Below are 22,396 nucleotides of genomic sequence, written 5' to 3' on the forward strand. Positions count from 1 at the left end.
TATTTCCATGCCTAAACGCGATCCTGGCCATATGGCCGCCGTACGCCAGCAAATCCTCAGCGCCGCGCGCGCCGTGTTCGAACGCAAGGGGCTGTATGACGCTTCCATGAGCGACGTCAGCAAGGAGGCCGGCCTGTCGGTCGGTTCGCTGTATGTGCATTTCCGTTCCAAGGAAGCCATCCTGGTGGCACTCATCGAAACCGCCGAACTGAGTGGTGCACCATTTGCCGCCTGCGGCAGCGCTGCCGCTTTGCTGGAACTGGTGGAAACCATCCTGCACCGCCAGGAAGCGCCGGATACAGCGGGACAGGCGGCCCGGACTGCGCTGGAAGTGGCGGCGATTGCGCGCCGCAGTCCCGAAGTGCAGGCCGTGGTGATCAGGAACTACGAACAGTTGCGCAGCGCGGTGCTGGATGCTGTCGCCAGGGTCAACGCAGACGCCGCCGGACTGGATGCGGCCGACGCGCTGGCTGTTGGCGAGAGCCTGCTGTCGCTGCTGATTGCCGCACAGTCGCAAATGTTGATCGGCGTGCCGACCACCATCGATACCAAGATCGCGGCGGCACGCATGCTGATTAGCCGGCTGCATGCCACGCCTGTGCGGAAGAAACGCTAGCGGCAGTTGCCGCCGAGGCTGCAGGCGCATAGGCCGCCGGGTCGAAACTGATGCAGCCGTCCTCGTAGCGGGCGGACGGCACGCTGTCCGTACTCATCAACAGCGGCGCGTCGAGGTCCACCAGGTCGGCGTCCTGGGCCGCGATAAAGGCCGGCAGCAAGGCCCGTGAACGGCCGCCCATGCATCCCACCATGACGCCAAGGCCGAGGCGCCGCGCACTGGCGACGAGCGGCAGTGCTGCGGACAGTCCGCCACATTTGTCCAGCTTGATGTTGGCCACCTGGTAGCGGCGCGCCACCTGCTCCAGGTCGTGCACTGTCTGCAGCGATTCGTCGGCCGCCAGCGGAATCGGCGAGTGGAAGTGGTCCAGCACGGCATCAGCGTTGGCCGGCAACGGCTGCTCGATGAGCTCCACCCGGTGTTCCAGCAGGCAGCCCATGATGCGGTCCAGGTGCTCCACCGTCCATCCTTCGTTGGCATCGACAGACAGGCTGACGTCCGGCCGCGCGTGCCGAACGGCGGCGACGCGTTCGGCATCTTCGGCGCTGCCATCGAGTTTGAGCTTGAGCGCGCGGGCGCCAGGATAGGTCTGCGCCATGGCTGCCATCTGCCCGGCGGCGGCAACGCCCAGCGTGACCATGGTGGGCTTGGCCCGCAGACCTGGCAAATGAGCCAGCTGGTAAGCCGGGATGCCGCGCTGCGCTGCTTCCAGTTGCCAGACGATCCAGTCCAGCGCATTGCGGGCGCCGCCTGCTGGCATCTGCTGTATCCGGCGCCACATGCCCGGCAGGTCGCACGGCAGATCCGCCAGCCAGTCATGCACCTGCTGTTGCATGGTGGCGCCGGACTCGCCGCGGTAAAACACACCGGCCGCTTCCGCTTCGGCTGCCCAGCCCTGGTAACGGGCCGAGATCCGCAGCACCTGCTGGCCAGCCAGGGTGCGGCCGGCAATCGACAAGGGCTGCTTGAAAGAGACGTGTTCAATGAAGGTTGAAATCAGCATGGGACGCTCTCAAAAGAAGGCATAGGAAAACTGCACGCCCAGCGTGCGCGGCGCGGCCAGGTTGATGCGGGCCGGCCCGCCCATGGCGCTCAGCGTGGTATCGGCGGAGGTCTGCGCGCGGTGGTCCAGCAGGTTGCGCACAAAAAAGCCGATGCTGGCGCGCCCCAGTTCGATGCCACCACGCAGGTCGATCATGGTGTAGGCGGGCAACCGGTACAAAGGGTTAGCCGGCGGCCGCACGAAGGCATTGAAGCGCTCACCCGTGTAGCGCAGGGATGCGCCCAGGTAGGCATGGTTGCCGTCTACCGAAAAATCGCGGTCCACCTGCACCGCGCCAGCCACCCGCGCCGCGTCGGGCAGGCGCTCGCCGGCTTTGCCGCCGAGGTCTGGGCTGTCGTCACGGAGTTTCGCATCGATCAGACTGAGCGCGGCCGCCACGCGCACATCCTCGGCCGGCTTGGCGCGCAAGGTTGCTTCGATCCCCCGTGAGCGGGCGCGTCCTGCATTGCCGATGCCGGAAAACCCGGCGTTCGCGGTGAACACTTGCATGTCTTTCCAGTCGATCTGGTACACGGCCAGTTCGGCCGATACTTTGCCTGGTACCAGGTCGCCCTTCCAGCCGGCTTCGTAGCTCCACAGGGTATCGGACGCAAACGATGGTTTGTTGAGCGGCTCGCCCGTGAGCGGGTTGCGGATCACCGGCAGCGGTCCGCCGGGACGGTAGCCGCTGGCGGCGCGTACGTACAATGCGTGGCGTGGCGCCGGCCGCCAGCGTGCTGTCGCCATCCAGGTCGTCACATCTTCAGACGACTCGGCTGTCGGCTGCGGGGCTGGCGCGAACAGGCCGGCGAAGCGCTGATCGAGATGCTGGGTGTTATGGCTACGGCGTACACCCAGGGTCACGTCGGTGCGCTCGTTGAGGAAATACGTGCCGGTGCCAAACACGGCCGCTTCGCGGAAGGTGGAGGGAAATTGTGCATCCGCCAGCAAGGGCTGGACCGGTTCGAATGCCGCATTCAGTGGCTGCAAGTGCTGCGACTTGGCGCCAACCTCATTGGTATAGAACGCTCCCGCCAGCCATTCGAATACCCGGCTACGTGGTGACGTCAGCCGGATCTCCTGGCTTACCTTGCGGTTGTAGAAGCTGTAGTCCAGCGCATAACCCGGTGCGCTGATGCCTAGCGGCGCCAGATAAGGCACGTACAGTGCGGACGGATCGGCGCGGCCGTCATTGCGTGAACGCTGCCAGCCGGTAATCGCATCCAGCGTCGCCCAGTGCAGGTCGGCCTTGATCGCCAGCGACAACAGGTCGTTATGCACTTTGACCGGTTCGTTGACGAACAGCCGTTTGGTTTGCCGTCCATCCACTGGCTGCCCGGTCGCAATCTGGACATCTTCGGTGGACGAGCCGTCACGCTGCTGGGACTGGGTCAGCGCGGTAAGCCGCAGCGACAGATCCTTGCTCGGTGTCAGCAGCAGCGCCACGCGTGCGCCGTTGGTCAGCGAGCCATCAACTACCTGATCGCTATGGTTACGGTCGTGCACGAAACCGCCCTCCTTGCGCTGATACAGCGTGGCGCGCAGCGCGGCAACGCCATCACTCAGCGGCAGATTGAACACGCCGCGCGCCACGTGGCTCAATTCACCGTGCCGGGCGTTGGACAGTTCCGTGGTGACGTTGGTCACACGCTCATGCGTGTCCGGTTCGACCGCGACATACTTGATCAAGCCGCCCATCGCGCCAGCGCCATAGAGTGTTCCCTGAGGACCGCGCAAGACCTCGGCCGCCGCCAGATCGAACAGGCCCAGATCCAACGCACTGGAACCGCCACCCGCATAGCCGGAACTGGAGCCGAAGGGGACATCATCGATATACATGCTGACCGTGGCGCCAACCTGCGAACCGGTCGAGATGCCGCGCATGGTGACCTGGCTTTGTCCCGTACCACTGCCGGCTTCGTTGTAGTTCACGCCTGGCAGCAGCGCGGCCAGATCGGCCAGCGATTGATAGCCGGACCGCTCCAGAGCCTCGCCCCGTACCACATCTGCGGTGAGCGGCACTTCGCGCGCCGGCTCGCGGCGGCGCTGTGCCGTGACGACCACGGTTTCAATCGCCTCGGACGCCGCTGCGGCATCTGGGCGGGCATTTTGTGCCGCTACGGTGAAAGGGAAAGCGCCACATGCGGCAAGTACCGCAAGAGGCAGGGATCGGCCATGAAAGGTCCAGCCGGGACCAGGTATACGTCCACGCATCTTTGTCTCCATAATGAATGATTGTTCATTTTTTTATTGATTATGGATTCAGTATTCCGTCAACGCAAGAAGAATCTTTCAAATTGTTGCATGGCCGTTCGCCACGCCAAATGCTGGCAGAGCCGCTGTAACTGCTGGTCTTCAGGTGGATAGTGAGCGCGCCCTACTGCACGGGTGTGCATGACGATGCGGAGGAAGTGCAGGCAACGAACAGCGCCTGGTGTGCTCGGTCCTATGCAGAAACCGGTGGGTGCACCGGCGGGATTCTGACGCGCAGGGCGTCGACGAAAGCGTCGGGTTTGTCGAGGCTGAGGTAGATTCTGGAGACAGGCCGCACGCGGCCAAAACCGTTCGCCAGCTTGCTGTTTTGCTGCAGCTGAATCTCGACATTCAGGCTGCCAAACTGCCGGAAGCGCAGGATACCACGCTGGCGGCGGATGTCGTTGCTGCAGCGGACCACTGATTCGATCATCGCGTAAGGCACTTCGCGGTCGTCGGCAAACACGCCATTCCGGATCAGCAGTGCGTCGCTATCGAGCGAGATGGGCCGCCACTGGCTGGCGCGGTATTCCGCCACCAGATACAGCATCGACCACAAGCTCAGGATGTCCACCAGCCACGCCGCCCATGGTCTCACTGACATCAGGTGCAGCATGAAGTGCGACAACGGCATTTCAAACAGCATCACCATGATGAAGGCGAACTGGTTGGACACATTGCCGTCGTTCTTGTCATAGCTGAAGTGCTGCTCGCCGCGAAAGCGCAGTTGCTCGCCGTTGCGCATGAACAGTGCGTAGTACCAGATCCGCATTTCAAACAAGGCAAACGGCGCGAAGCCACTGTGTCCAAAGCGGCCACGAACGGCCGTCGCCAGCGCCTCGTCGGCATTTCCGCTCAATTGCAGCAAACCCTTTACGCGACGTGCGACCAGCACCAGCAAATAGATTTCCAGCGCACACTCGGCCAGCACCAGCAGCAGCCAGTAGCTTTCGATACCGCGCCACAGATGTTTGCTTTCATCGGGTATCACCGCGCGGCCCACCAGCAAACCCGCAGCGACAATGCCCAGCCATGCCATCAGGAAGCGCTTTAACGGCGGGCGAAACAGGAAGTAGTACAGCAGAGGAATGGAGAACAGCACGTCACCCAGCAAGGGCCACTCAGCCATGTTGCGGCCGTAGTCATTGGCGACAAACGGGATACGGAAGTAACAGTAATGCGCGAAGATGACAGTCAATACGATCAGAGAGAACCAGTGTTTTTTACTCATCCTGCCTGTCATGACGGCTCCTGTGGAGGGACAACATCAAGAGTATATCTCTCCACAAAAGACTTTGCTGGCGACCTTATTTAAAGGCCTTGATCAGCGCGTCGAACTTCACTTTCAGCGACTCGTCATGCGGCGTAATGGGTGGCACTTCGCGCTGGATTTCCAGCAGCTGGTAGACCGCCATCTGCGCCGCGCGCACCGAGTACTCTACCGTGAACACCACATCATCCGGCACCTCGACGAACTGGCTGACGAAGGCCAGGTTGCGCGAGCCTTTCGGCACCGGCAATGGACGGTCGCTGTACTGGCGCGGCATGAACATGCTGGTGATGTAAGGCATGCGGCATGGGATGCAGTTCGCCGTCGCCATCACTTCTTCATAATCGAAGTTCAGATGGCCGCACAGTTCGCGCAGTATCTCTTCACCACTGCACTCCGCCATCGGCTTGGCGACGAAGTTACCGACGCGGTCTGGATGCAGGCCATAGCCCCAGAACACCTGCACACCTTCCGGCTGGCCTACAAAGTGCGGCTGGTGCGCCAGCACCACGGACATGAACCAGTTGGAATCCTTGAACGTCACCAGCCCCCCGGTGCCCGCGCGGTTGCCAGTGAACTTCTCCATGCGGTCAAAGAACGCCGGCTGTTTCAGCGTCACGGTGAAGGACTCCCACCACGATTCGGGAATGCTGGAATTGAATGCGGCCGGATTGCCGAACTGCGGACGTCCTTGCGCCAGCTTTTCCCACAAAGCCCAGCCCTGGCTGTCGTCTTTATCCAGCTTGGGCGGTGCGCTGAACATGCTGCCGTAGCTGGAGGCATCCGTCATCGAGGCATTCTGGAAGAACACCAGGTCTTCCGGGCGCACGCGGAGGATCCTGGCTTCGCCATCCTGCGTGTAATGGATGGCGGTGACCGTCGAGGCGTCATCGGTCAATTCCAGATCATGCACCGTGCTGTTGAAGGCAATCTGCACGCCCTGCTGATGCAGCCAGTGCTGCAAAGGACGTACGAAGGAATCGTACTGGTTGTAGACCGTACGCTTCACGCCTTCCAGCGTCTCGATGCGCGAGAACTCCATCATGAAGCGATGCAGGTAGCGCTTGAACTCCACCGCGCTATGCCACGGCTGGAACGCAAACGTGGTCGCCCACATGTACCAGAATTTGGTGTCGAAGAATTCCGGCGACAGCCAGTCGGTAATGGCGCTGTTACCCAGCGTTGCTTCATCCGCTTCGGTGAGCTTGACCAGCTCCAGCCGGTCCTGCATGGAGAAGCCCATGGATGTGACATCAACCTTGAAGCGGTTGCGATCCACCAGCCGCGCGCGCGAGTGGGACTTGTTGGCTTCATTGAAGGCCACCGTCTCCTCATACACTGTGCGCCCAGGATGCTCCAGCGATGGGATGCTCTTGAAGAGATCCCAGGTGCATTCGTAGTTGTCGGTGGTGAGCATGCGGCCGCCGCGTAGCGTGTAGCCGCTGTCCGGGTTGCCGCCACCATCCAGGCTGCCGCCTGCCAATGGCATCGCCTCAAAGATGGTGATGTCGCTGCCGGCCACGCCACCGTCGCGGATCATGAATGCCGCCGCAGCCAGCGAGCCGATGCCGCCGCCGATCAGATAAGCTTTGATGGGATGATTCATGCGCCTACTCCTTTTCATTGATATGTCAATGATTTTAGGCGGCGAAAATATGCGAGGTCTGTGCGATAGATCAAAGAAAATAAAAAAGCTCCCCAAGCTGAGGGGAGCTTCTAAAAGGCGCTTCGGAAAAGCTTATTCCTCCGTGTACATATTCGCGTATTTCACGCCAAAGTACAGGATGAACAGATAGCAGGCCGCCGGCACCAGGAAGGACAGCTGCAGGCTGATGTTATCGGCCAGCAGGCCTTGCGCGAACGGCACCAGCGCGCCGCCCACAATCGCCATGCACAGCAGGCCCGAGCCCTGGCCAGTCAATGGACCCAGCTTGTTCAGCGCCATCGAGAAGATGGTCGGGAACATGATCGAGTTGAACAAGCCTACCGCCAGCAGCGACCACATCGCCAGCGCGCCGCCGCTAAAGATGGCCACCAGTACCAGAACAATCACGGCGGCGGCGTTGAAGGCCAGCGCCTTGCCTGGGCTGATAGTGCGCATCACTGCGAAGCCGATGAAGCGGCCGACCATGGCGCCACCCCAGTAATAGCTGACGTAAGGCGCGGCATCCGCTGCAGAAAGGCCGGCAACGTGTGCATCACCCATGAAGTTAATCAGGAAGCTGCCGATGCTGACTTCCCCACCCACGTACAGGAAGATGGCAACCACGCCCAGCGCCAGGTGGCGGTGCTTGAGCACCTCGGTGAAGCCGCCTTGTGCGCCGCCCGTTGCCGTATCGATGATCTTCGGCAGACGCGCCAGCGAGAACAGGATCGCCAGCACCAGCAGTGCGCCAGCCAGCGCCAGGTAAGGACCTTGCACGCTGGCCGCTTGTGCGTGGTGATAGGCTGCCAGCTGTTCGGTGGTCAGCTTGGCCAGGTCGGCCGAGCTCAGAACGCCACCGGCCAGGATCAGCATGCCGCCCAGCGTTGGCGCAACGGTGGTGCCCAGCGAGTTGAAGGCCTGGGTCAGCGTCAGACGGCTGGATGCCGTACGCGCGTCGCCCAATATCGCCACGTAAGGATTGGCGGCCACCTGCAGGATGGTGATGCCACCAGCCAGCACGAAGAAAGCAATCAGGAACAGCGTATAGCCGCTGGTTGCCGCTGGGTAGAACAGCGCGCAACCGGCCGCCGCAATCGTCAGGCCTGCCACGGCGCCGTTCTGGTAACCGATCTTCTTGATGAGCATACCGGCCGGCAGCGAAACAATGAAGTACGCGCCGAAGAAGCAGAACTGCACCAGCATCGCCTGCACATAGGTCAGCGTGTACACCGCCTTCAGGTGGGGAATCAGCACGTCATTCAGGGACGTCAGCAAACCCCACATGAAAAACAGGATAGTGACGATGACCAGCGGGCCGGTATTGCCGCCCGCCTGCGACTGCCCGGATGCTACCGGTGCAGCTTGCGAATAGTGTTCCATACTCTTACTTTCTCCTCGTTATACGCTTCTTTATTTATTTGAAGTCCCCACATGCCAGCGCATCCTTGTCCTTGGCAGCGCCGCCAACCACCTGGATGTTGGCAAACGTCGCCGCAAACGGTGCGTCGGCGGCCACGCTGAATGGCGTGCTCAGTGCCGCCAGCGGCAGTCCTTTGGCGCCGAAGCAGGCCAATGGAATCTTGACCGTCTGCTTGCCTTTGCCGGCCAGCTTCTGGAATACCGTGCTGGCGTCCAGCGCCACTGTCTCCATGCCAATGGAAACCTTGCCTTGCGGCGCAGCCGACACGATAGCATCAAACTGCAGTGCACCGTCAGCCAATGCGTAGGCAGGCACCTTGATAGCCTTGCTGGATTGTGCTTCCAGCTTGGCCGGACCGGTCCAGGTGAGGCGCTTGGCGTCCTGCTGGGTGTTGATCTGTGCAGTTTCCACTTTCACGGTGGGCAGGTTGTGTACCGCGTTCAGGTCGGCGCCCAGTGCGACGCGCTTGTCGCCGCTGGTGACGTACAGGGCGTAGGTCGAACGGTCAGTCGGGTTATAGATCGGCACCGCCAGCGATTTGCCGCAGCCGCCTTCCGGATAGCTGGTGTCCAGCGCCGCCACCGTGGTCTTGCTGCTGTAGTTCAGGCCATAGCCGTATTTGAACAGTGGATCGTAGTTGGCGTCACCCACGTTCAGCGGCGACTGGCACGCAGACTTCGGCCACGAGAAGGACAGCTTGCCGCGGAAGTCGGCGTTGATCTTGCCGTCGGCCTTGCGGAACAAGACATCGGACACACCCTTGCCTTCCGTGCCAGGCAGCCATGCGGCCACAAAGCTGTCCGACAAATTCAGCAGGTCATTGGTGTACAGCGGACGACCGGTGATCGCCACCGTCACCACTGGTTTGCCCTTGCCTGATACGGCCTGCAGCACCGCCAGGTCTTCCGGATGGCGTCCCGACAGGCGCAGCGTGCCAGCGGGACCGATGTCGCCATCGCCTTCCGCATACGGGGTCTCGCCGATGACCGCGATCACCGCATCAAACTTGCTGACATCAACCCCAGCGGCGTTTTCGCTATAGGTGACGTTGTCCTTGCCGGCAGCATCCTGGATACCTGCCAGGATGGTGTCGCTGACCGGATAGTCGCTGTTCTTGTTGTCGGTGCCCTGCCAGGTCAGCGACCAGCCGCCCGACTGGTTGGCCATGTTGTCAGCGCTCTTGCCGACCACGAGGATTTTCTTGCCGCGCGCAAGTGGCAGCACGCCGCCATTATTCTTCAGCAGGACCAGCGATTCACGCACGGCCTGGCGCGCCAGCGCGCGGTCTTGCAGCACTTCCTGCTTGCCGGCGTAGATGTTCTGCGACGGCTTCTTGCCATCGAACAGACCGGCGCGCAGCTTGACGCGCAGGATGCGGGTTACCGCATCATCGATACGCGACATCGGAATCTCGCCCTTCTCTACCTGCGCGATGGTGTTGGCGATGAAGGGCTTCCACTTCTCCGGCACCATCACCATGTCCACACCGGCATTGATGGCGGCGGCGCAGCTGTCTTCGGCGCAGCCTGGCACTTCGGTGATGGCGTTCCAGTCGCTGACCACCAGGCCATCAAAGCCCATCTTCTCTTTCAGTGCGACGGTCAGCAGCTCTTTACTGCCGTGCATTTTGCCGTGGTCCTTGCCGCCCTTGACGTCGTTCCAGCTATTGAACGACGCCATCACGGTCTGCACGCCTGCTTCCAGCGCGGGGTAGTAGCCCTGCGCGTGAATGTTAATCATCTCCGACATGGTGGACTGGTTGACGCCGCGGTCCTTGCCTTCGGCCGTGCCGCCATCGCCGACGAAGTGCTTGGCAGTTGCGACGACGGTGTTGTCCGATTTCAGATCGCCCTGCAGACCTTTGACGTAGACGCCCGAGTATTCTTTAACGATCGCCGCATCTTCCGAGAAGCTTTCGTAGGTGCGGCCCCAGCGATCGTCACGCACCACCGCCAGCGTTGGCGCAAACACCCAGTCGATACCGGTGGCACGCACCGCCTTGGCCACCGACTTGGCCATCTCGCCTATCAGCTTGGCGTCATGCGCGGCACCGAGGCCAATGTTATGCGGGAACAGCGTGGCGCCGTACATATTCGAGTTGCCGTGCATGGCGTCGATGCCCCAGATGACCGGCACTTGCACCTTCATGTCGGTGCTCATGGACGCGTCGTAGTAAGCGTCGGCCAGCTTGACCCAGTCCGCAGCGCTGGCATGCTTGTTCCCTTGCGGCCAGCTGCCGCCGCCATTCAGCACGGAGCCGATGTAGTACTTGCGGATGTCTTCAGGCGTGCTGAATTTGATTTCCGGCTGGGTCATCTGACCGATTTTCTGCGCCAGCGTCATGCCTGCCACGATCTGCTTGATGCGCGCTTCCATGGCCTTGTCCTGCTTGACGGCGCTGGTGATATGCGGCCAGTCGGTCAGCGGTTTGGCGGCCGGTGCGGCGACGGCGTTGATGCCCAGTGCCAGCGTGGCAGTGGCGGCCAGCACGGCGCGGCGCAGGATGTGGTTATGCGAATTCATTCAGTCTCTCTCCGTTTGTAGTTATCAGTTTTTGCCGCGCACGAAGGCGCTGTACCACTCGCCGCTCTGTTTGACGATGCGGCGCTGCGTTGCGTAGTCGATGTAGGTCAGGCCGAAGCGGCGCAGGTAGCCTTCTGCCCATTCAAAGTTGTCCAGCAGGCTCCAGGCGAAATAGCCTTTGATCTTGCCGCCGGCGGCGATGGCATCGCGCATCGCTGCCAGGTGGCGGATCAGGTAGTCGCGGCGTGCGGTGTCGGTCACCGCTCCATCTGCGCCGAGGTGGTCGTCGTAGGACGAACCGTTTTCAGTGACGTACAGGTCACCGGTTGGATAGTCGCGCGCGACACGCTCCAGCAGCGTAATCAAGCCTTCCGGCGAGACTTCCCAGCCAAAGTCGGTACGCTGGCGGTCTTGCGGATACACGATTTTGGTACGCAGCGGATATTCGTCCGGCGCGTCCTGCACAATCTCCGGGAAGTAGTAGTTCACGCCAAGGAAGTCGCATGGTGCAGCAATCGCCTCGATATCGCCTGCTTCGATCTTCGGCGCGTCGTTGCCGACCAGCGCCAGCGCTTCCGCCGGATAGCCGCGGCCATACAGCACGTCCAGGAACCAGCGGTTGCGCAGTGCGTCGTGACGCGACACGGCGGCGATATCGGCAGCGCTGTCGCTGGCGGCTTTCACCGGATGCAGGCTCAGGGCGATGCCCACTTTGGCGCCTGGCACATTGGCGCGGATCAGCTGCACCGCGCGGCCATGCGACACCAGCACGTTATGGCAGATCTGCAGGGCCAGTGGCAGCGACTTGTTGCCCGGTGCGTGCATGCCGTCCCAGTTGCCGTGCATGGCCGTGCACCACGGCTCGTTGTGGGTGATCCAGTGCTTGATGCGGCCACCCAGATGTTTGGTAATGACGTCCACGTACTGCAGGTAGGCGTCGATGGTGGCGCGGTTGTTCCAGCCGCCCTGGTCTTCCAGGTACTGCGGCAGATCCCAGTGGTACAGCGTGCACCACGGTTGCAGGCCGCGTGCCAGCATGCCGTCCACCAGCTTCGAATAGAACTCCAGTCCCTTCGGATTCGGCGTCGCATCCACGCCGTTGAAGATGCGCGTCCACGCAATCGAAAAACGGTACGAGTTCAATCCCATCGACTGCGCCAGGTCCAGGTCCTCTTCCCAGCGGTGATAGTGGTCGCAGGCGACCGCGCCGGTCGAACCGTCGCGGATCTTGCCCGGCGTGTCGGCAAAGGTGTCCCAGATCGACGGCACGCGGCCATCTTCAGCAACGGCGCCTTCAATCTGATAGGCAGATGTCGATACACCCCACAGAAAATCGCTGGCAAAGTCAGAACGTTTAATCGCCGTAGGCAGGTCAGTAAGAATCATGGTCATAGTTTTTATTTGGCGAATGGAGTTGGCGGTGTAGGTGAATTCATCCACTTGATGGCGGTTTGCTGCGGCTCGTACGGCACGCTGCCAAACAGGCGGAAAAGGTTTTCGATATCGGCCAGCGAGGCCTTGTTGAAGTCGAGTTGAGCAATCTTGACGCCGGGCGCGTTGGTGACCAGGCCCCAGGTGCCGGTGCCCTGCCCGCCCTGGTTGGTCAGCCGTTTGTAAGCCCATGCGGTCGAGGCCCAGCCATTGGCGACATAGGTGTCGTACGTCACGCGCATGACCTGGCCGCCGTTTTCAGCGCCCATGAAGGCCCAGGGCTGGAACTCGCCGACGAAGAAGGCGGTGTTCAGGCCTTCCAGCTTGGCCTTCCATTTGCACACGTTGTCGCCTTCGCCCACGCATTGCAGCCAGCCTTTATGTACGGCCAGTCCCGGTTTGCCCCAGCCGAAATGGCCGGGGTATGGATGCATTTCGAAGGCGACGTTGCGCATGCCGTGCTCGGACGGTTTGCCATACGCATCGATGCCCTTGCTATGGCCCGGCAGGATGATGACGTGGTTCTGGTCCACTTCGCGGATCGCCGTGTACAGCGTGCCCATGACCACGGCCAGATTCTCCGGCGTTGTGCCCCACGGTTCATTCAGGATGCTGTAGCCGGCCACCGCGCCACGGTCCTTGTAGCGCGCGGCGATCTGCTGCCACAGCCAGATGGTACGTTCCGGGTATTCCGGCGTGTCCCAGTATTTGTTCTTGCCGGCGCAGCCGCTGTGATGTTCCCAGCCCTGGCTGCCCACGGCGCCATGCAGGTCAAGGATCACATAGATGCCGCGCTTCTCGGCTTCGTCGATGGCGTTGTCCAGATACTTCCAGGCGTCGGCGCGCAGGTGGCGCGGATTTTTCTCATCCTCGATCACGCTGTAGATGAACGGCAGGCGCACCAGATTCAGATTCATCTTCGGCAGCATGTCCCAGTCGCGCTGCTGGATCCAGTTATCGCGGAACAGCGTGTACAGGCGCTGGCGCTCCTGGTAGCCGAAGCGCTTGTCGAGGACCGCCTCCAGCGTGCACTGGTCGCCGACAGACTTGTTCTCCTGCCCCATCATCCAGAATTCCTGGATCAGGTAATTACCCAGATTGACGCCGCGCAGTGCCGGCTGTCTGCCGTCAGCCGTCAGCCATTTCGTGCCTTCTGTATGCAGCATGGGCAAGGCGGTCTGCGCCTGCGCTGCAATGGCCAACTGCGCGGCCAGCAGCGCGGCCGCCAGGCCTGCTGTTCTGAGCAATCGTTGTGTAAACATCAGTCTCCCCGTTCCATTCAGTGGAATCGTTTCCAATATACCTCAAAAAAAGAGCATGCGACCAGCGCCTGCCCTCTTTTTTTACGTCTTTTTACTGCCTACTGCGGCGGCCGCGCCAGCGAAGCACGTTCCGCCACATGGATCTGGTACTCGCGCACCACCGGACGCTTTAATTCGTAGCACTGATTGAGCAGATAATTCAGCCCGTTCAGGGTCATCTCGCTCCACGGAATGTGCACGGTGGTGAGCTGCGGCGCGGTGAATTCCGCGCTGTGCGTGTCGTCGTAACCCAGTACCGACACCTGCTGCGGCACCTGCACACCAGCCTTCTGGAACATCGACAGCGCACCGACCGCCATTTCATCATTGGCGCAAAATACCGCGGTAAATTCCTCGCCCGATTGCAGCAGCTGCTCCGCGCACGCCAGCCCGCCTTCCGGCGTGAATTCGCCGTCCGCCATCCACATCTTGCTGGTGTCGATGCCCGCCTTTTCCAGTTCATCCTTGAAGCCAGCGATACGCTGCTGGTTATCGGGCGCCGCAGCGCGGCCGGCAATCACAGCGATCTTGCGGTGCCCCAGGTCCAGCAAGGTACGCGCCGCCAGCCGTCCACCGGCATCGTGGTTCACCGTGAAGCACTGGTCCGTGATACTCGCGAAGTCCTGGTTAATCACCACCACCTTCGACTGGAACGGCCCCAGTGCCAAGAAGTCTTCTTCTTCCATCGCATTGCTCATCACGATCAGGCCATCGCTGCCACGCTCGATCAGGAAGTTGACGCCCTCGATCGCCTGGTTGCGCGCATCGCCGTCACCGACGCCGAACGCCACCACCATGTTCAAGCCTGCTGCACGCAGGGCCGTGTAGATCGACTGCAGAATCGGCGTATAAAACGTCCCGCTCAGATACGGAATGTACACGCCCACCATCTGCGAGCTCCCCGACAGCAGCGAGCGCGCCGCGTGCGATGGTCGGAATTCCAGCTCCTCGATCGCCTTGCGCACTTTGTCCGTGGTGGATTGCGACACCGATCCCTTGCCGCTGATAACGCGCGAGGCGGTGCCCAATCCCACGCCCGCCAGCCGGGCTACGTCTTTGATGGTTGCCACGAGTTCCCTTATCTGTTCTGTCTATGCGGCGGCAAGGATAACCCACGCCCCAAAACATGACAAGCAGACCACTTTAGCCCAATTAGTCCTGCAGCGCAGATGCAATCCCCTTCTGCGCTCTTTCCACCGGCATGCGTGTGTTCCAGAACGTGGTCAGCACGTCCTGCAAGGCGCCATTCTGGTCGGGCGTGAGGAACACCTCGATCATGCCGACCGCACGGGATTTATCCTTGAGGATGGCCATGCCAGCCTGCGCGCAGACGTCCATGGTCGAGGTATCGACGTTGCTCAGAATCGGCAGGGAACCCTTGATCTTGTTGAACTCCAGCTGCGCGCCCGGCGCCAGCATGGTGGTTGCCAGCAGCTTCTGCGCACGCACCGCATCGGCATTGCTGGTTTTCGGGAAGACGAACGCGTCGCCCTGAATCAGATAGGGGACGTTCGCGCCGAGACCGGGAATACAGCCGAAGTCTTTGCCCGCCGTCTGTTTGGCGGCGGCGAATTCGCCCTTGGCCCAGTCGCCCATGATCTGCACACCGGCGCGGCCGCTAATCAGCATGGCGGTAGCGTCATTCCAGTTGCGGTTAGGCGAACCGGCATCGACATAGCTTTGCAAACGCTTGAAGGCCAGCAGCACTTTTTTAAAGGCTTCCGAATTGATAGCCTTGGGATTGCGGTCGCGCAGCACCTGCAAATACAAGTCCTTGCCGCCGACATTGGCCAGCATGGCCTGGAACAGGATGTTCTCCTGCCATGGCTGGCCGCCATGCGCCAGGCCAACCAGGCCGGCCGCCTTGAGCTTGTCCAGCGCGGCAAACAGCTCGTCCGGCGTAGCCGGTTCTTTCGTGATGCCGGCTTTTTTGAACGCCGCTTTCGAATACCAGATCCAGGTCGACATATGGATGTCCACCGGCACCGCATAGAAATGGCCCTTGACCTTGATAACATCCAGCACCGGCTGCGGCATCAGCTGATCCCAGCGATCCCGCGCGGCGATATCATCGACGTTGTTGAGCGAGCCCTGATCGATGAGATCGCGGAATTGTTTGGTGGTGTTGAACTGCGCGGCGGTCGGTGGATTGCCGCCGACGATGCGGTTGATGGCCACAGCCTTGGCCTGGTCCGCGCCCGCAATCGCGGTATCGCCCCACACGCCGCCGGCGGCGCGGAAGGCGTCGGCAAACTTGCGCACGGCGGCCGATTCGCTGCTGGAGGTCCACCAGTGCATCACCTCCGCCTTGGGGGCGGCTGCGGCGGCTGCCGCGCTAGCCTTGCCGGTGGCGCACAGCGCCAGCGAAGCGAGCAAGGTCCATGCGATGCGCGATGCGCCCGTACTCTGCTTGGTCATCCAGTCTCCGTATTTTTTATGGTGATGCCAGATACTACCGTCTTCCTGCCGGGAAAAAAACCGGCGCCGCCCAAGGCGCCGGCAACTTCGCGGGGCGAAGAGACGAGGGTGAGCGCCCAACAGATTGGAAACGTTCCCAATCACGGTTCAAAATATAGCACCCAATGATTTTGAGTGTCAACGGAAAAGGGGGCCGTAGCCCCCTTTCACCGGATTTCATACGCCTGGTTTCAGTTTTCCAGCGCCAGCACGCGCAGGCGGTGGCCATCGCGGTCCAGCGCCACGAAAGTGAAGCCGAAGTCCATGGCGACTGGCCGCTGGGCAATCGCCAGGCCGCGCGCCGACCAGTCGGCGTACATATCGTTGACCACGCTACGGTCCGGCACCGCAAATGCCAGCTCGCTGCCGCCGGCGAAGGCTTGCACGGTCGGTTCCGCCGTGTGGCGCGACCACAGGCCCAGCTTGAGGCCGGACGGCAGCACGAACAGCACAAAGGTCGGCGAGGTTTCCACCGGCTGCACGTTCAGCAGGTCTGCATAGAACTCGCCGCTGGCGGCAGGATTATCAACATACAACAGGACATAGTCTGGGCTCATTTTTATTCTCCGATCAAGGTTGGCAATGAAACTATGTTACGAGAGGGGCGTGACAGTTTCTGTCAGGAGCGTTGCCCCTTGTGCCGCATCAAATGCTGATGTTTCCTGCTGGATAGAATCGGACGCATGCGCCCTCTCCCCTATCCCCGCCCGGCACGCCAACGCGGCGTCATCGCCATCCTGTTCACGCTGATGGTGATGGCCTTGCTGAGCATGGCCGGACTGGCGCTGGACCTGGCGCTGGTCTACAACCGCAAGGCCGAATTGCAGGCGCTGGCGGACACTGCTGCGCTAGCTGCCGCCCGCGAACTCAACGGGACGGTGGCCGGCATCAACAACGCCGTCGCGGCGGCTGCCAGCGCCGCGCAGAATTATCCCTACCAGTACAACAAGCAGTCCGTTCCATGGTCCAGTGCAGCGCTGCGCTTTGCCGCCGCATCCAGCACGCCGGATGTGGGATGGGTCGATGCGGCGGGCGCGCAGTCCGCGCCGACCAGCATGTTGTTTGCGAAAGTCGATACCGCCGCACTGGACGCGACGGTGAGCAGCGTGGCCACCATCTTCATGCGTTTTAGCGGCAACGCGCCATCGGTGATCCAGGCGCCGGCGCGCGCGGTGGCGGGAAGGCTGAGCATCCAGGTCACGCCGCTGGCCATCTGCGCGCAAGCGCCAACTGCGGCCGCTTCACGCGCCAACAGCGGCAGCAGCACGTACAACGAGCTGGTGGAGTTTGGCTTTCGCCGTGGCGTCGCTTATGACCTGATGAACCTGAATCCCAACGGCACTACGCCGGCGAATTTCCTCATCGATCCCCTGTCACCACCGGGCATGGCGGGATCGTCGGCCAACTTTGGTACAGCGACAGTCGGGCCGTTTGTCTGCGCCGGCAGTATGCTCATGAGCAGCGTGATGGGTGGCGCCCTGCACGTGCAGCGCGGCTTTCCGCTGGCCGCGTTGTACACGCATCTGAATTCGCGCTTCGACAACTACAGCGGCGGCAACTGCACACCGGAAGGCGCGCCGCCCGACAGCAACATCCGCACTTACAGCTACCCCAGCATCACCTGGATGAGTACAGCGGCCACGACACAAACCGCCGCGAGCTGGACCAATGCCGGCACCCGGCTGTGGACACGCGCCGACCCGCTTCCCGGCGATCCCAGCAACACCGCGCCGCTGTATGGGCCGCTGTGGGCTTTCGCCAAGGCCGTGCCCTATTCCACCTACACCGCATCGCCAGTAGAACCAGCCAATGGCTACAACAGCTTCAGCACCAGCGCGTGGTCGACCCTGTACACGCCGGGGCCGCCAGCAGCGGTGGGCTATCCATCTGCACAGGCGAGCTCTACGCCGTATAGCACCACCAGCGGCGGCAACTACCTGGCGCCATCGGCTGCGCACCAGCCCGGCCTGTCCAGACGGCGTGTACTCAACGTTGCGCTGCTGTCGTGCCCTGTGCCGGCCGGGGCAACTACGCAGGCCAGCGTGCTGGGCGTGGGACGCTTTTTCATGACCGTGCCCGCGACGGCGACCAGCCTCCCCGCCGAGTTTGCCGGTGTGGCGGCGCCATCATCGCTGCCGGGCGCAGTGGAGCTACAGCGATGAAGCGGCAACGTGGCGCCGTCGTACTGGAGCTGGCATTAGTGCTACCTGTACTGCTGACCATGTTGACCATCGTCTTGTTCTACGGGCGCATCACCTACAACTACGACGTCGCGCAAAAAGCCGCTCGCGATGGCGCGCGTTATCTGGCCAGCGTTGCCGCCGCCAACATCAGAAACACCACCATGCTTGGCCATGAGCTCAACCTGACCCAGAACATGGTGCTGACTGAACTGGATGCGATGGCGGGCGATGCATTGGTATTTCTGACTTGTGATGGCACGCCTTGCCCCGGACTCACCGGCGCCTTGCCTGCACAGGTCACCGTGACCATCGTTGTACAGATACCCAATATATTGCCCGGCTATGCGCCAGACCTGCCCACTCAGCGGCTATATATCAGCCACACCATGCGCTATGTCGGCTACTAAACACCATCAACGCGGCGCCACCACGGCCGAATTCGCGCTCAGCGCAGTGATCTTCTTCACCGTGCTGTTCTTCGTGATAGAGCTCGCGCGCGTGGTGTACGTCTGGAACACCCTGCAGGAAGTCACGCGCCGCGCCGCCTATGCTGCAGCAGTCAGCGACTTCAGCAATCCCGCAGTGATGGACAGCGTCCGCCAGGCCGCCATTCTGCGCGACAGCAGCGGCCTGCTGCCACTAGGCGACCCCGTCACCGACGCCCACATCCGCATCGACTACCTGGCCCTCACCCGCAACGCCAACGGTAGCCTGGCCATGACGCCCATCCCCACCGCCAGTCTGCCCGCCTGCCCGGCACGCGTACACATCAACTGCATCGCCAACCCCAATGGCAGCAGTTGTATCCGCTTCGTCCGAGCCCGCCTGTGCGCGCCCGGCACCGACTGCGATGAAGTCCGCTACAGGCCCTTCTTCCCGCTCACCGGCCTTAGCCACGCCCTGCCCACCGCCACCACCATCAGCAAAGCCGAGTCCCTTGGCTACCAGCCCGGGAACACGTTATGCCCGTGAAATTTGACGATGAAGAGATGCCGGCCTATTATCAAAAAATGGAAGCGTTGATTGAAAAACTTGAAGCCGACGTGGCGGCAATAAAGATTGATCTGACCGTCATCAAGTCGAACTACGTCACCAAAGCGGACTTGGCCGAAGCTAAAAACAGCATCATTGTGTGGGTAGCCACCACCGTGATACTGGCGCAGTTACTCCCCCTTCTGCTGAAGAAATTCGGCCTGTGACGGGGCGATAGAGTGAATCAGCAAACGGCCCAGGCGACACCGGGTGGCCCGCATCTTGATTTATTGAATAAGCACGGCAGGGAAATATCGCTGCCAAAAGGGCAATGCTGATTGACCTTCGGGTATCTGCCCCAAAGAAGCACAGGCTCGCTGATAACAGCGCTCCATCAGGCCAGCATGGGTGGCAGGCTCATCAGCCTCAATTTCATTACACCGCGCCGCCCATTCAGAACTTCGCCGGGCACTATCTCTCGCCTTTGTACCAAACCCGAACACCAGCGAGGCTGGCACTACTAATTGTGATGACTGCGGCACACCATTGCACCAAGCCAGGATCTGCGATTCTGGCAAACGCAAGCGAGCCACACAAAATGGCAATCACTTTAACCAGCCCCTCTCTCAGTTCGAAAATACGCTGCCGCTCCTGATAATAAATACGATTCATCAGCGCACGCAATTGGATCGCTGCGCGGCGATTCCACAAATATTCAGCATCCAGGTTGTGAGCAAAGTCTTCCATGATGATTTCTTCCGTGGGGCTGCAGGCGGGGCGGAATGACTGGTTTTGTCAAAAATCTTATACCCAATCGTCGATTCGAAGCGCAGCACAAAAGAAAAAGGCCAATCATGTGATTGGCCTAAGTCTTTGATTTCTTTAGTGTTGGTCGGGGCGAGAGGATTCGAACCTCCGACCCCGTGCACCCCATGCACGTACGCTACCAGGCTGCGCTACGCCCCGACGAACAGCTAATTATAGCAGCGGGTTTAAGTATTTGTCATGTTTGCTTTGTGCAGCTACCATAGCCGTCATGAATCCTGCTGATCTTGCCCACGCCGCCGCCCTCCTCCATCAGGCTGATTTGCTGATCGTAGCGGCCGGAGCGGGCATGGGCGTGGATTCTGGCTTGCCGGATTTTCGCGGCAACCAGGGTTTCTGGAAAGCCTATCCGGCATTAGGCCGGGCGGGAATGGAGTTCACCAGCGCGGCGTCGCCCGCCACTTTCCAAGACGCCCCAACGCTGGCCTGGGGATTTTATGGGCACCGGCTCAATTTGTATCGCGCCACCATCCCGCACGCGGGCTTCGGCCTGCTGAAAAAATGGGGCGAGCGGATGGCGCATGGGTATGGCGTCTTTACCAGCAATGTGGATGGCCATTTTCAGGCGGCCGGTTTTGACGGGCAACGCATTTATGAATGCCATGGCTCTATCCATCATCTGCAATGCCTTGAACCGTGCGGCGGGCATATCTGGAGTGCCCAGGACTATGCACCACAAGTCGACAATGATGCGTGCCGCTTGCTTAGCGCAGCGCCGACCTGCCCTCATTGCGGCAATATGGCGCGGCCAAATATTCTGATGTTTGGGGATTGGGGATGGAACGAAGGACGCTCCGCACAACAGGAACGACGTCTGCACGCGCTGCTGCACAAGGCGCAGCGTCCGCTGGTGATTGAACTGGGCGCAGGCGTGGCGATACCATCGGTACGCCATTTCGGCCAGACGGTGCTCCAGCACCGCAATGGCCGCATGGTCCGCATCAATCCACGCGAACCACAGGTGGCCAGCACCAAGGATGTCGGGCTGGCAGCAGGCGCCCTCGCGGCACTGGCCGCGATAGACGCGCTGCTATAAACGATTTATACCAATTTGACAGTGATCGGCGACAGGCCTTCGACCTTGCCTTCCAATACCTGGCCACGCACCACCGCGCCCACACCTTCCGGCGTGCCGCTGAAAATCAGGTCACCCGGCGCCAGCGTGAACAGCGTCGACAGGTTGGCCATGGTTTCGCTGATGGACCAGATCAGATGCGAGATGGCGGAGGACTGTTTGGTCACGCCATCCACATCGAGCTGAATTGCGGCGTTGTTGATATCGCCCGCCTCCGCCGCGCGGTGAATCAGGCCGATTGGCGCGGAGAAGTCGAACGCCTTGCCGATTTCCCACGGACGGCCCGCATCGCGCATCTTGAATTGCAGGTCGCGGCGCGTCATGTCGAAGCCCACGGCGTAGCCAAAGATGTGCGATGCAGCGTCTTCCACCGAAATATTCGCACCACCTTTGCCAATCGCCACCACCAGCTCACATTCATAATGCAGATTGCTGGTCGCTGGCGGATATGGCAGCTCCAGCACGCGGTTAGGCGCCGCCGGCACCACAGCTTGCGCGTCGCCTGGTTTGCAGAAGAAGAATGGCGGCTCGCGGTCCGGGTCCGAGCCCATTTCACGCGCATGGCCGGCGTAGTTGCGGCCAACGCAGTAGACGCGGCGGACAGGGAACAGGTCGGACGTGCCGGCCACCGGCAGGCCAACGATGTCATGGGCGGGAATTACGTAGGAAGTCATGATGCTCCAATAGTCAGATAAGAGACATCAGGCATGGTACAACAGCAGCGGCCAGCATGCAGGCACGCGAAACAATACGAGACAAATCAGGTCAGCAGCAGCGCCTTCAGGGCCACGCGGTAGCCTTCGATCAGCGAGTCACGGTTCAGGTGCGGGCGATGCAGCGCCCGGATCGGCAAGCCATGGAACAGCGACACCAGCGTGTCAATGCGGCCTTCGAGCAGCGCATCGTCCACCGCCAGGCCGCGCCGCTCGCGCTCGCGCTTGATGAGGGGACGGAAGCGCTCCATCGCCGACACATCCGCCGCACGCATCGCCTCGGCGATCTTGGGATTGCGCGCCGCCTCGGCAAACATCTCCATCGGCAGCTGGAAGAAATGCGGGTCCAGGTTTTCGTCGATATGGCGTGGCGCCTCATCAATCATCGATTGCAGCGGATCGTCCTTGCTCTCCAGTTCACGCAACTGCGTGGTCACATGCTCCGCTTCCAGATCGACAAACGCCATGATGATGGCTTCCTTGCTGTCGAAGTAGTTGTAGATGTGGCCCGCGCTCATGCCCGCCTCTTTCGAGATTTCGGACATGCTGGCGCCATGGAAGCCGCTGCGCGCGAAGCACACCGCTGCCGCCTGCAATACCTGATTGCGGCGGCTTTGCGCGCGTTCAGGGTCTGTGCGTCGTTTGGCGGGGGCGTTCATGGGCGGTCCTT

20 protein-coding genes and 1 tRNA gene are annotated in these 22,396 nt (G+C 61.3%); 6 read left to right on the forward strand and 15 right to left on the reverse strand.

Annotated elements, in window-relative coordinates; all coding sequences use genetic code 11:
- Positions 1-7 precede the first annotated feature (7 nt).
- The gene (locus BUA36_RS02015; protein ID WP_072780908.1) at positions 8-616 is read left to right on the forward strand and encodes a TetR/AcrR family transcriptional regulator; all 609 of its coding nucleotides are present in this window, start codon (positions 8-10) and stop codon (positions 614-616) included.
- On the opposite strand, the gene BUA36_RS02020 is transcribed toward BUA36_RS02015, so the two are convergent.
- The 11 genes from BUA36_RS02020 to BUA36_RS02070 form a co-directional block, all read right to left on the reverse strand.
- A complete protein-coding gene (locus tag BUA36_RS02020; protein ID WP_072780910.1) occupies positions 576-1,619 on the reverse strand; it encodes an enolase C-terminal domain-like protein in 1,044 nt (347 codons plus the stop codon). The genes BUA36_RS02015 and BUA36_RS02020 overlap by 41 nt on opposite strands.
- 9 nt (positions 1,620-1,628) lie before the next feature.
- Positions 1,629-3,872 carry a TonB-dependent receptor gene (locus BUA36_RS02025; protein ID WP_167544242.1) on the reverse strand — a complete coding sequence of 748 codons (2,244 nt, stop codon included), beginning with the start codon at positions 3,870-3,872 and terminating at the stop codon, positions 1,629-1,631.
- A gap of 232 nt (positions 3,873-4,104) precedes the next feature.
- Positions 4,105-5,142: a hypothetical protein gene (locus tag BUA36_RS02030; RefSeq protein ID WP_229255587.1), complete on the reverse strand. Its 1,038-nt coding sequence runs from the start codon at positions 5,140-5,142 to the stop codon at positions 4,105-4,107.
- Positions 5,143-5,218: 76 nt separating this feature from the next.
- On the reverse strand, positions 5,219-6,787 hold the full coding sequence (locus tag BUA36_RS02035) for an oleate hydratase (protein ID WP_072780913.1): 1,569 nt from the start codon (positions 6,785-6,787) through the stop codon (positions 5,219-5,221).
- A gap of 132 nt (positions 6,788-6,919) precedes the next feature.
- The gene (locus BUA36_RS02040; RefSeq protein WP_072780914.1) at positions 6,920-8,206 is read right to left on the reverse strand and encodes a sugar MFS transporter; all 1,287 of its coding nucleotides are present in this window, start codon (positions 8,204-8,206) and stop codon (positions 6,920-6,922) included.
- 34 nt (positions 8,207-8,240) lie between these two features.
- Entirely contained in the window at positions 8,241-10,769 is a 2,529-nt protein-coding gene (locus BUA36_RS02045) for a glycoside hydrolase family 3 protein (RefSeq protein ID WP_072780915.1), read from the reverse strand.
- Between the two features lie 24 nt (positions 10,770-10,793).
- A complete protein-coding gene (locus tag BUA36_RS02050; protein WP_072780917.1) occupies positions 10,794-12,161 on the reverse strand; it encodes a GH1 family beta-glucosidase in 1,368 nt (455 codons plus the stop codon).
- Between the two features lie 5 nt (positions 12,162-12,166).
- On the reverse strand, positions 12,167-13,462 hold the full coding sequence (locus BUA36_RS02055; RefSeq protein WP_072780919.1) for a glycoside hydrolase family 5 protein: 1,296 nt from the start codon (positions 13,460-13,462) through the stop codon (positions 12,167-12,169).
- Positions 13,463-13,560: 98 nt separating this feature from the next.
- The gene (locus BUA36_RS02060; RefSeq protein ID WP_072780920.1) at positions 13,561-14,571 is read right to left on the reverse strand and encodes a LacI family DNA-binding transcriptional regulator; all 1,011 of its coding nucleotides are present in this window, start codon (positions 14,569-14,571) and stop codon (positions 13,561-13,563) included.
- An 82-nt stretch (positions 14,572-14,653) separates the two neighbouring features.
- Positions 14,654-15,919, reverse strand: a complete 1,266-nt coding sequence (locus BUA36_RS02065) for an ABC transporter substrate-binding protein (protein WP_072780922.1) — start codon at positions 15,917-15,919, stop codon at positions 14,654-14,656.
- A 230-nt stretch (positions 15,920-16,149) separates the two neighbouring features.
- Positions 16,150-16,515 (reverse strand): VOC family protein, encoded by a 366-nt coding sequence (locus BUA36_RS02070; protein WP_072780923.1) that lies wholly within the window; start codon positions 16,513-16,515, stop codon positions 16,150-16,152.
- 126 nt (positions 16,516-16,641) lie between these two features.
- Between BUA36_RS02070 and BUA36_RS02075 the strand changes: the two genes are divergently transcribed.
- The 4 genes from BUA36_RS02075 to BUA36_RS02090 are packed head-to-tail and all read left to right on the forward strand — an operon-like array spanning position 16,642 to position 19,340.
- A complete protein-coding gene (locus BUA36_RS02075; RefSeq protein ID WP_072780925.1) occupies positions 16,642-18,120 on the forward strand; it encodes a pilus assembly protein TadG-related protein in 1,479 nt (492 codons plus the stop codon).
- Positions 18,117-18,548, forward strand: a complete 432-nt coding sequence (locus BUA36_RS02080; protein ID WP_072780927.1) for a TadE family protein — start codon at positions 18,117-18,119, stop codon at positions 18,546-18,548. The genes BUA36_RS02075 and BUA36_RS02080 overlap by 4 nt, the downstream gene beginning before the upstream one ends.
- Positions 18,535-19,113 carry a TadE/TadG family type IV pilus assembly protein gene (locus BUA36_RS02085; protein ID WP_072780928.1) on the forward strand — a complete coding sequence of 193 codons (579 nt, stop codon included), beginning with the start codon at positions 18,535-18,537 and terminating at the stop codon, positions 19,111-19,113. Before BUA36_RS02080 ends, BUA36_RS02085 begins: the two co-directional genes overlap by 14 nt.
- A complete protein-coding gene (locus BUA36_RS02090; protein ID WP_072780930.1) occupies positions 19,104-19,340 on the forward strand; it encodes a hypothetical protein in 237 nt (78 codons plus the stop codon). The genes BUA36_RS02085 and BUA36_RS02090 overlap by 10 nt, the downstream gene beginning before the upstream one ends.
- A gap of 244 nt (positions 19,341-19,584) precedes the next feature.
- Here the strand turns inward: BUA36_RS02090 and BUA36_RS02095 are convergent, their stop codons facing one another.
- Both BUA36_RS02095 and BUA36_RS02100 read right to left on the reverse strand, forming a co-directional pair.
- Entirely contained in the window at positions 19,585-19,860 is a 276-nt protein-coding gene (locus BUA36_RS02095) for a hypothetical protein (protein ID WP_072780931.1), read from the reverse strand.
- A 142-nt stretch (positions 19,861-20,002) separates the two neighbouring features.
- Positions 20,003-20,079 (reverse strand) — tRNA-Pro (locus BUA36_RS02100).
- Between the two features lie 148 nt (positions 20,080-20,227).
- Between BUA36_RS02100 and BUA36_RS02105 the strand changes: the two genes are divergently transcribed.
- Complete coding sequence (locus tag BUA36_RS02105) at positions 20,228-20,974, forward strand: SIR2 family NAD-dependent protein deacylase (RefSeq protein ID WP_072780932.1); 747 nt, start codon at positions 20,228-20,230, stop codon at positions 20,972-20,974.
- A gap of 5 nt (positions 20,975-20,979) precedes the next feature.
- Here BUA36_RS02105 and BUA36_RS02110 read toward each other — a convergent pair whose 3' ends face one another.
- Together BUA36_RS02110 and BUA36_RS02115 are read right to left on the reverse strand one after the other, a co-directional pair.
- The gene (locus tag BUA36_RS02110) at positions 20,980-21,687 is read right to left on the reverse strand and encodes a fumarylacetoacetate hydrolase family protein (RefSeq protein WP_072780934.1); all 708 of its coding nucleotides are present in this window, start codon (positions 21,685-21,687) and stop codon (positions 20,980-20,982) included.
- Between the two features lie 86 nt (positions 21,688-21,773).
- Positions 21,774-22,385: a TetR/AcrR family transcriptional regulator gene (locus tag BUA36_RS02115; protein WP_072780935.1), complete on the reverse strand. Its 612-nt coding sequence runs from the start codon at positions 22,383-22,385 to the stop codon at positions 21,774-21,776.
- Positions 22,386-22,396: the final 11 nt, after the last annotated feature.

The organism is Duganella sacchari (genome assembly GCF_900143065.1).
GTDB classification, from domain to species: Bacteria; Pseudomonadota; Gammaproteobacteria; order Burkholderiales; family Burkholderiaceae_D; genus Rugamonas; species Rugamonas sacchari.

Excerpts from the sequence above, each read along its gene's own strand:
- BUA36_RS02015 (WP_072780908.1), top strand. The coding sequence starts at position 8 with ATGCCTAAACGCGATCCTGGCCATATGGCCGCCGTACGCCAGCAAATC.
- BUA36_RS02095 (WP_072780931.1), bottom strand. The coding sequence starts at position 19,860 with ATGGAAGACTTTGCTCACAACCTGGATGCTGAATATTTGTGGAATCGC.
- BUA36_RS02080 (WP_072780927.1), top strand. The coding sequence starts at position 18,117 with ATGAAGCGGCAACGTGGCGCCGTCGTACTGGAGCTGGCATTAGTGCTA.
- BUA36_RS02070 (WP_072780923.1), bottom strand. The coding sequence starts at position 16,515 with ATGAGCCCAGACTATGTCCTGTTGTATGTTGATAATCCTGCCGCCAGC.
- BUA36_RS02025 (WP_167544242.1), bottom strand. The coding sequence starts at position 3,872 with ATGCGTGGACGTATACCTGGTCCCGGCTGGACCTTTCATGGCCGATCC.
- BUA36_RS02030 (WP_229255587.1), bottom strand. The coding sequence starts at position 5,142 with ATGAGTAAAAAACACTGGTTCTCTCTGATCGTATTGACTGTCATCTTC.
- BUA36_RS02040 (WP_072780914.1), bottom strand. The coding sequence starts at position 8,206 with ATGGAACACTATTCGCAAGCTGCACCGGTAGCATCCGGGCAGTCGCAG.
- BUA36_RS02115 (WP_072780935.1), bottom strand. The coding sequence starts at position 22,385 with ATGAACGCCCCCGCCAAACGACGCACAGACCCTGAACGCGCGCAAAGC.
- BUA36_RS02055 (WP_072780919.1), bottom strand. The coding sequence starts at position 13,462 with ATGTTTACACAACGATTGCTCAGAACAGCAGGCCTGGCGGCCGCGCTG.
- BUA36_RS02020 (WP_072780910.1), bottom strand. The coding sequence starts at position 1,619 with ATGCTGATTTCAACCTTCATTGAACACGTCTCTTTCAAGCAGCCCTTG.
- BUA36_RS02110 (WP_072780934.1), bottom strand. The coding sequence starts at position 21,687 with ATGACTTCCTACGTAATTCCCGCCCATGACATCGTTGGCCTGCCGGTG.
- BUA36_RS02050 (WP_072780917.1), bottom strand. The coding sequence starts at position 12,161 with ATGACCATGATTCTTACTGACCTGCCTACGGCGATTAAACGTTCTGAC.
- BUA36_RS02065 (WP_072780922.1), bottom strand. The coding sequence starts at position 15,919 with ATGACCAAGCAGAGTACGGGCGCATCGCGCATCGCATGGACCTTGCTC.
- BUA36_RS02035 (WP_072780913.1), bottom strand. The coding sequence starts at position 6,787 with ATGAATCATCCCATCAAAGCTTATCTGATCGGCGGCGGCATCGGCTCG.
- BUA36_RS02105 (WP_072780932.1), top strand. The coding sequence starts at position 20,228 with ATGGGCGTGGATTCTGGCTTGCCGGATTTTCGCGGCAACCAGGGTTTC.
- BUA36_RS02090 (WP_072780930.1), top strand. The coding sequence starts at position 19,104 with ATGCCCGTGAAATTTGACGATGAAGAGATGCCGGCCTATTATCAAAAA.
- BUA36_RS02045 (WP_072780915.1), bottom strand. The coding sequence starts at position 10,769 with ATGAATTCGCATAACCACATCCTGCGCCGCGCCGTGCTGGCCGCCACT.
- BUA36_RS02075 (WP_072780925.1), top strand. The coding sequence starts at position 16,642 with ATGCGCCCTCTCCCCTATCCCCGCCCGGCACGCCAACGCGGCGTCATC.
- BUA36_RS02085 (WP_072780928.1), top strand. The coding sequence starts at position 18,535 with ATGTCGGCTACTAAACACCATCAACGCGGCGCCACCACGGCCGAATTC.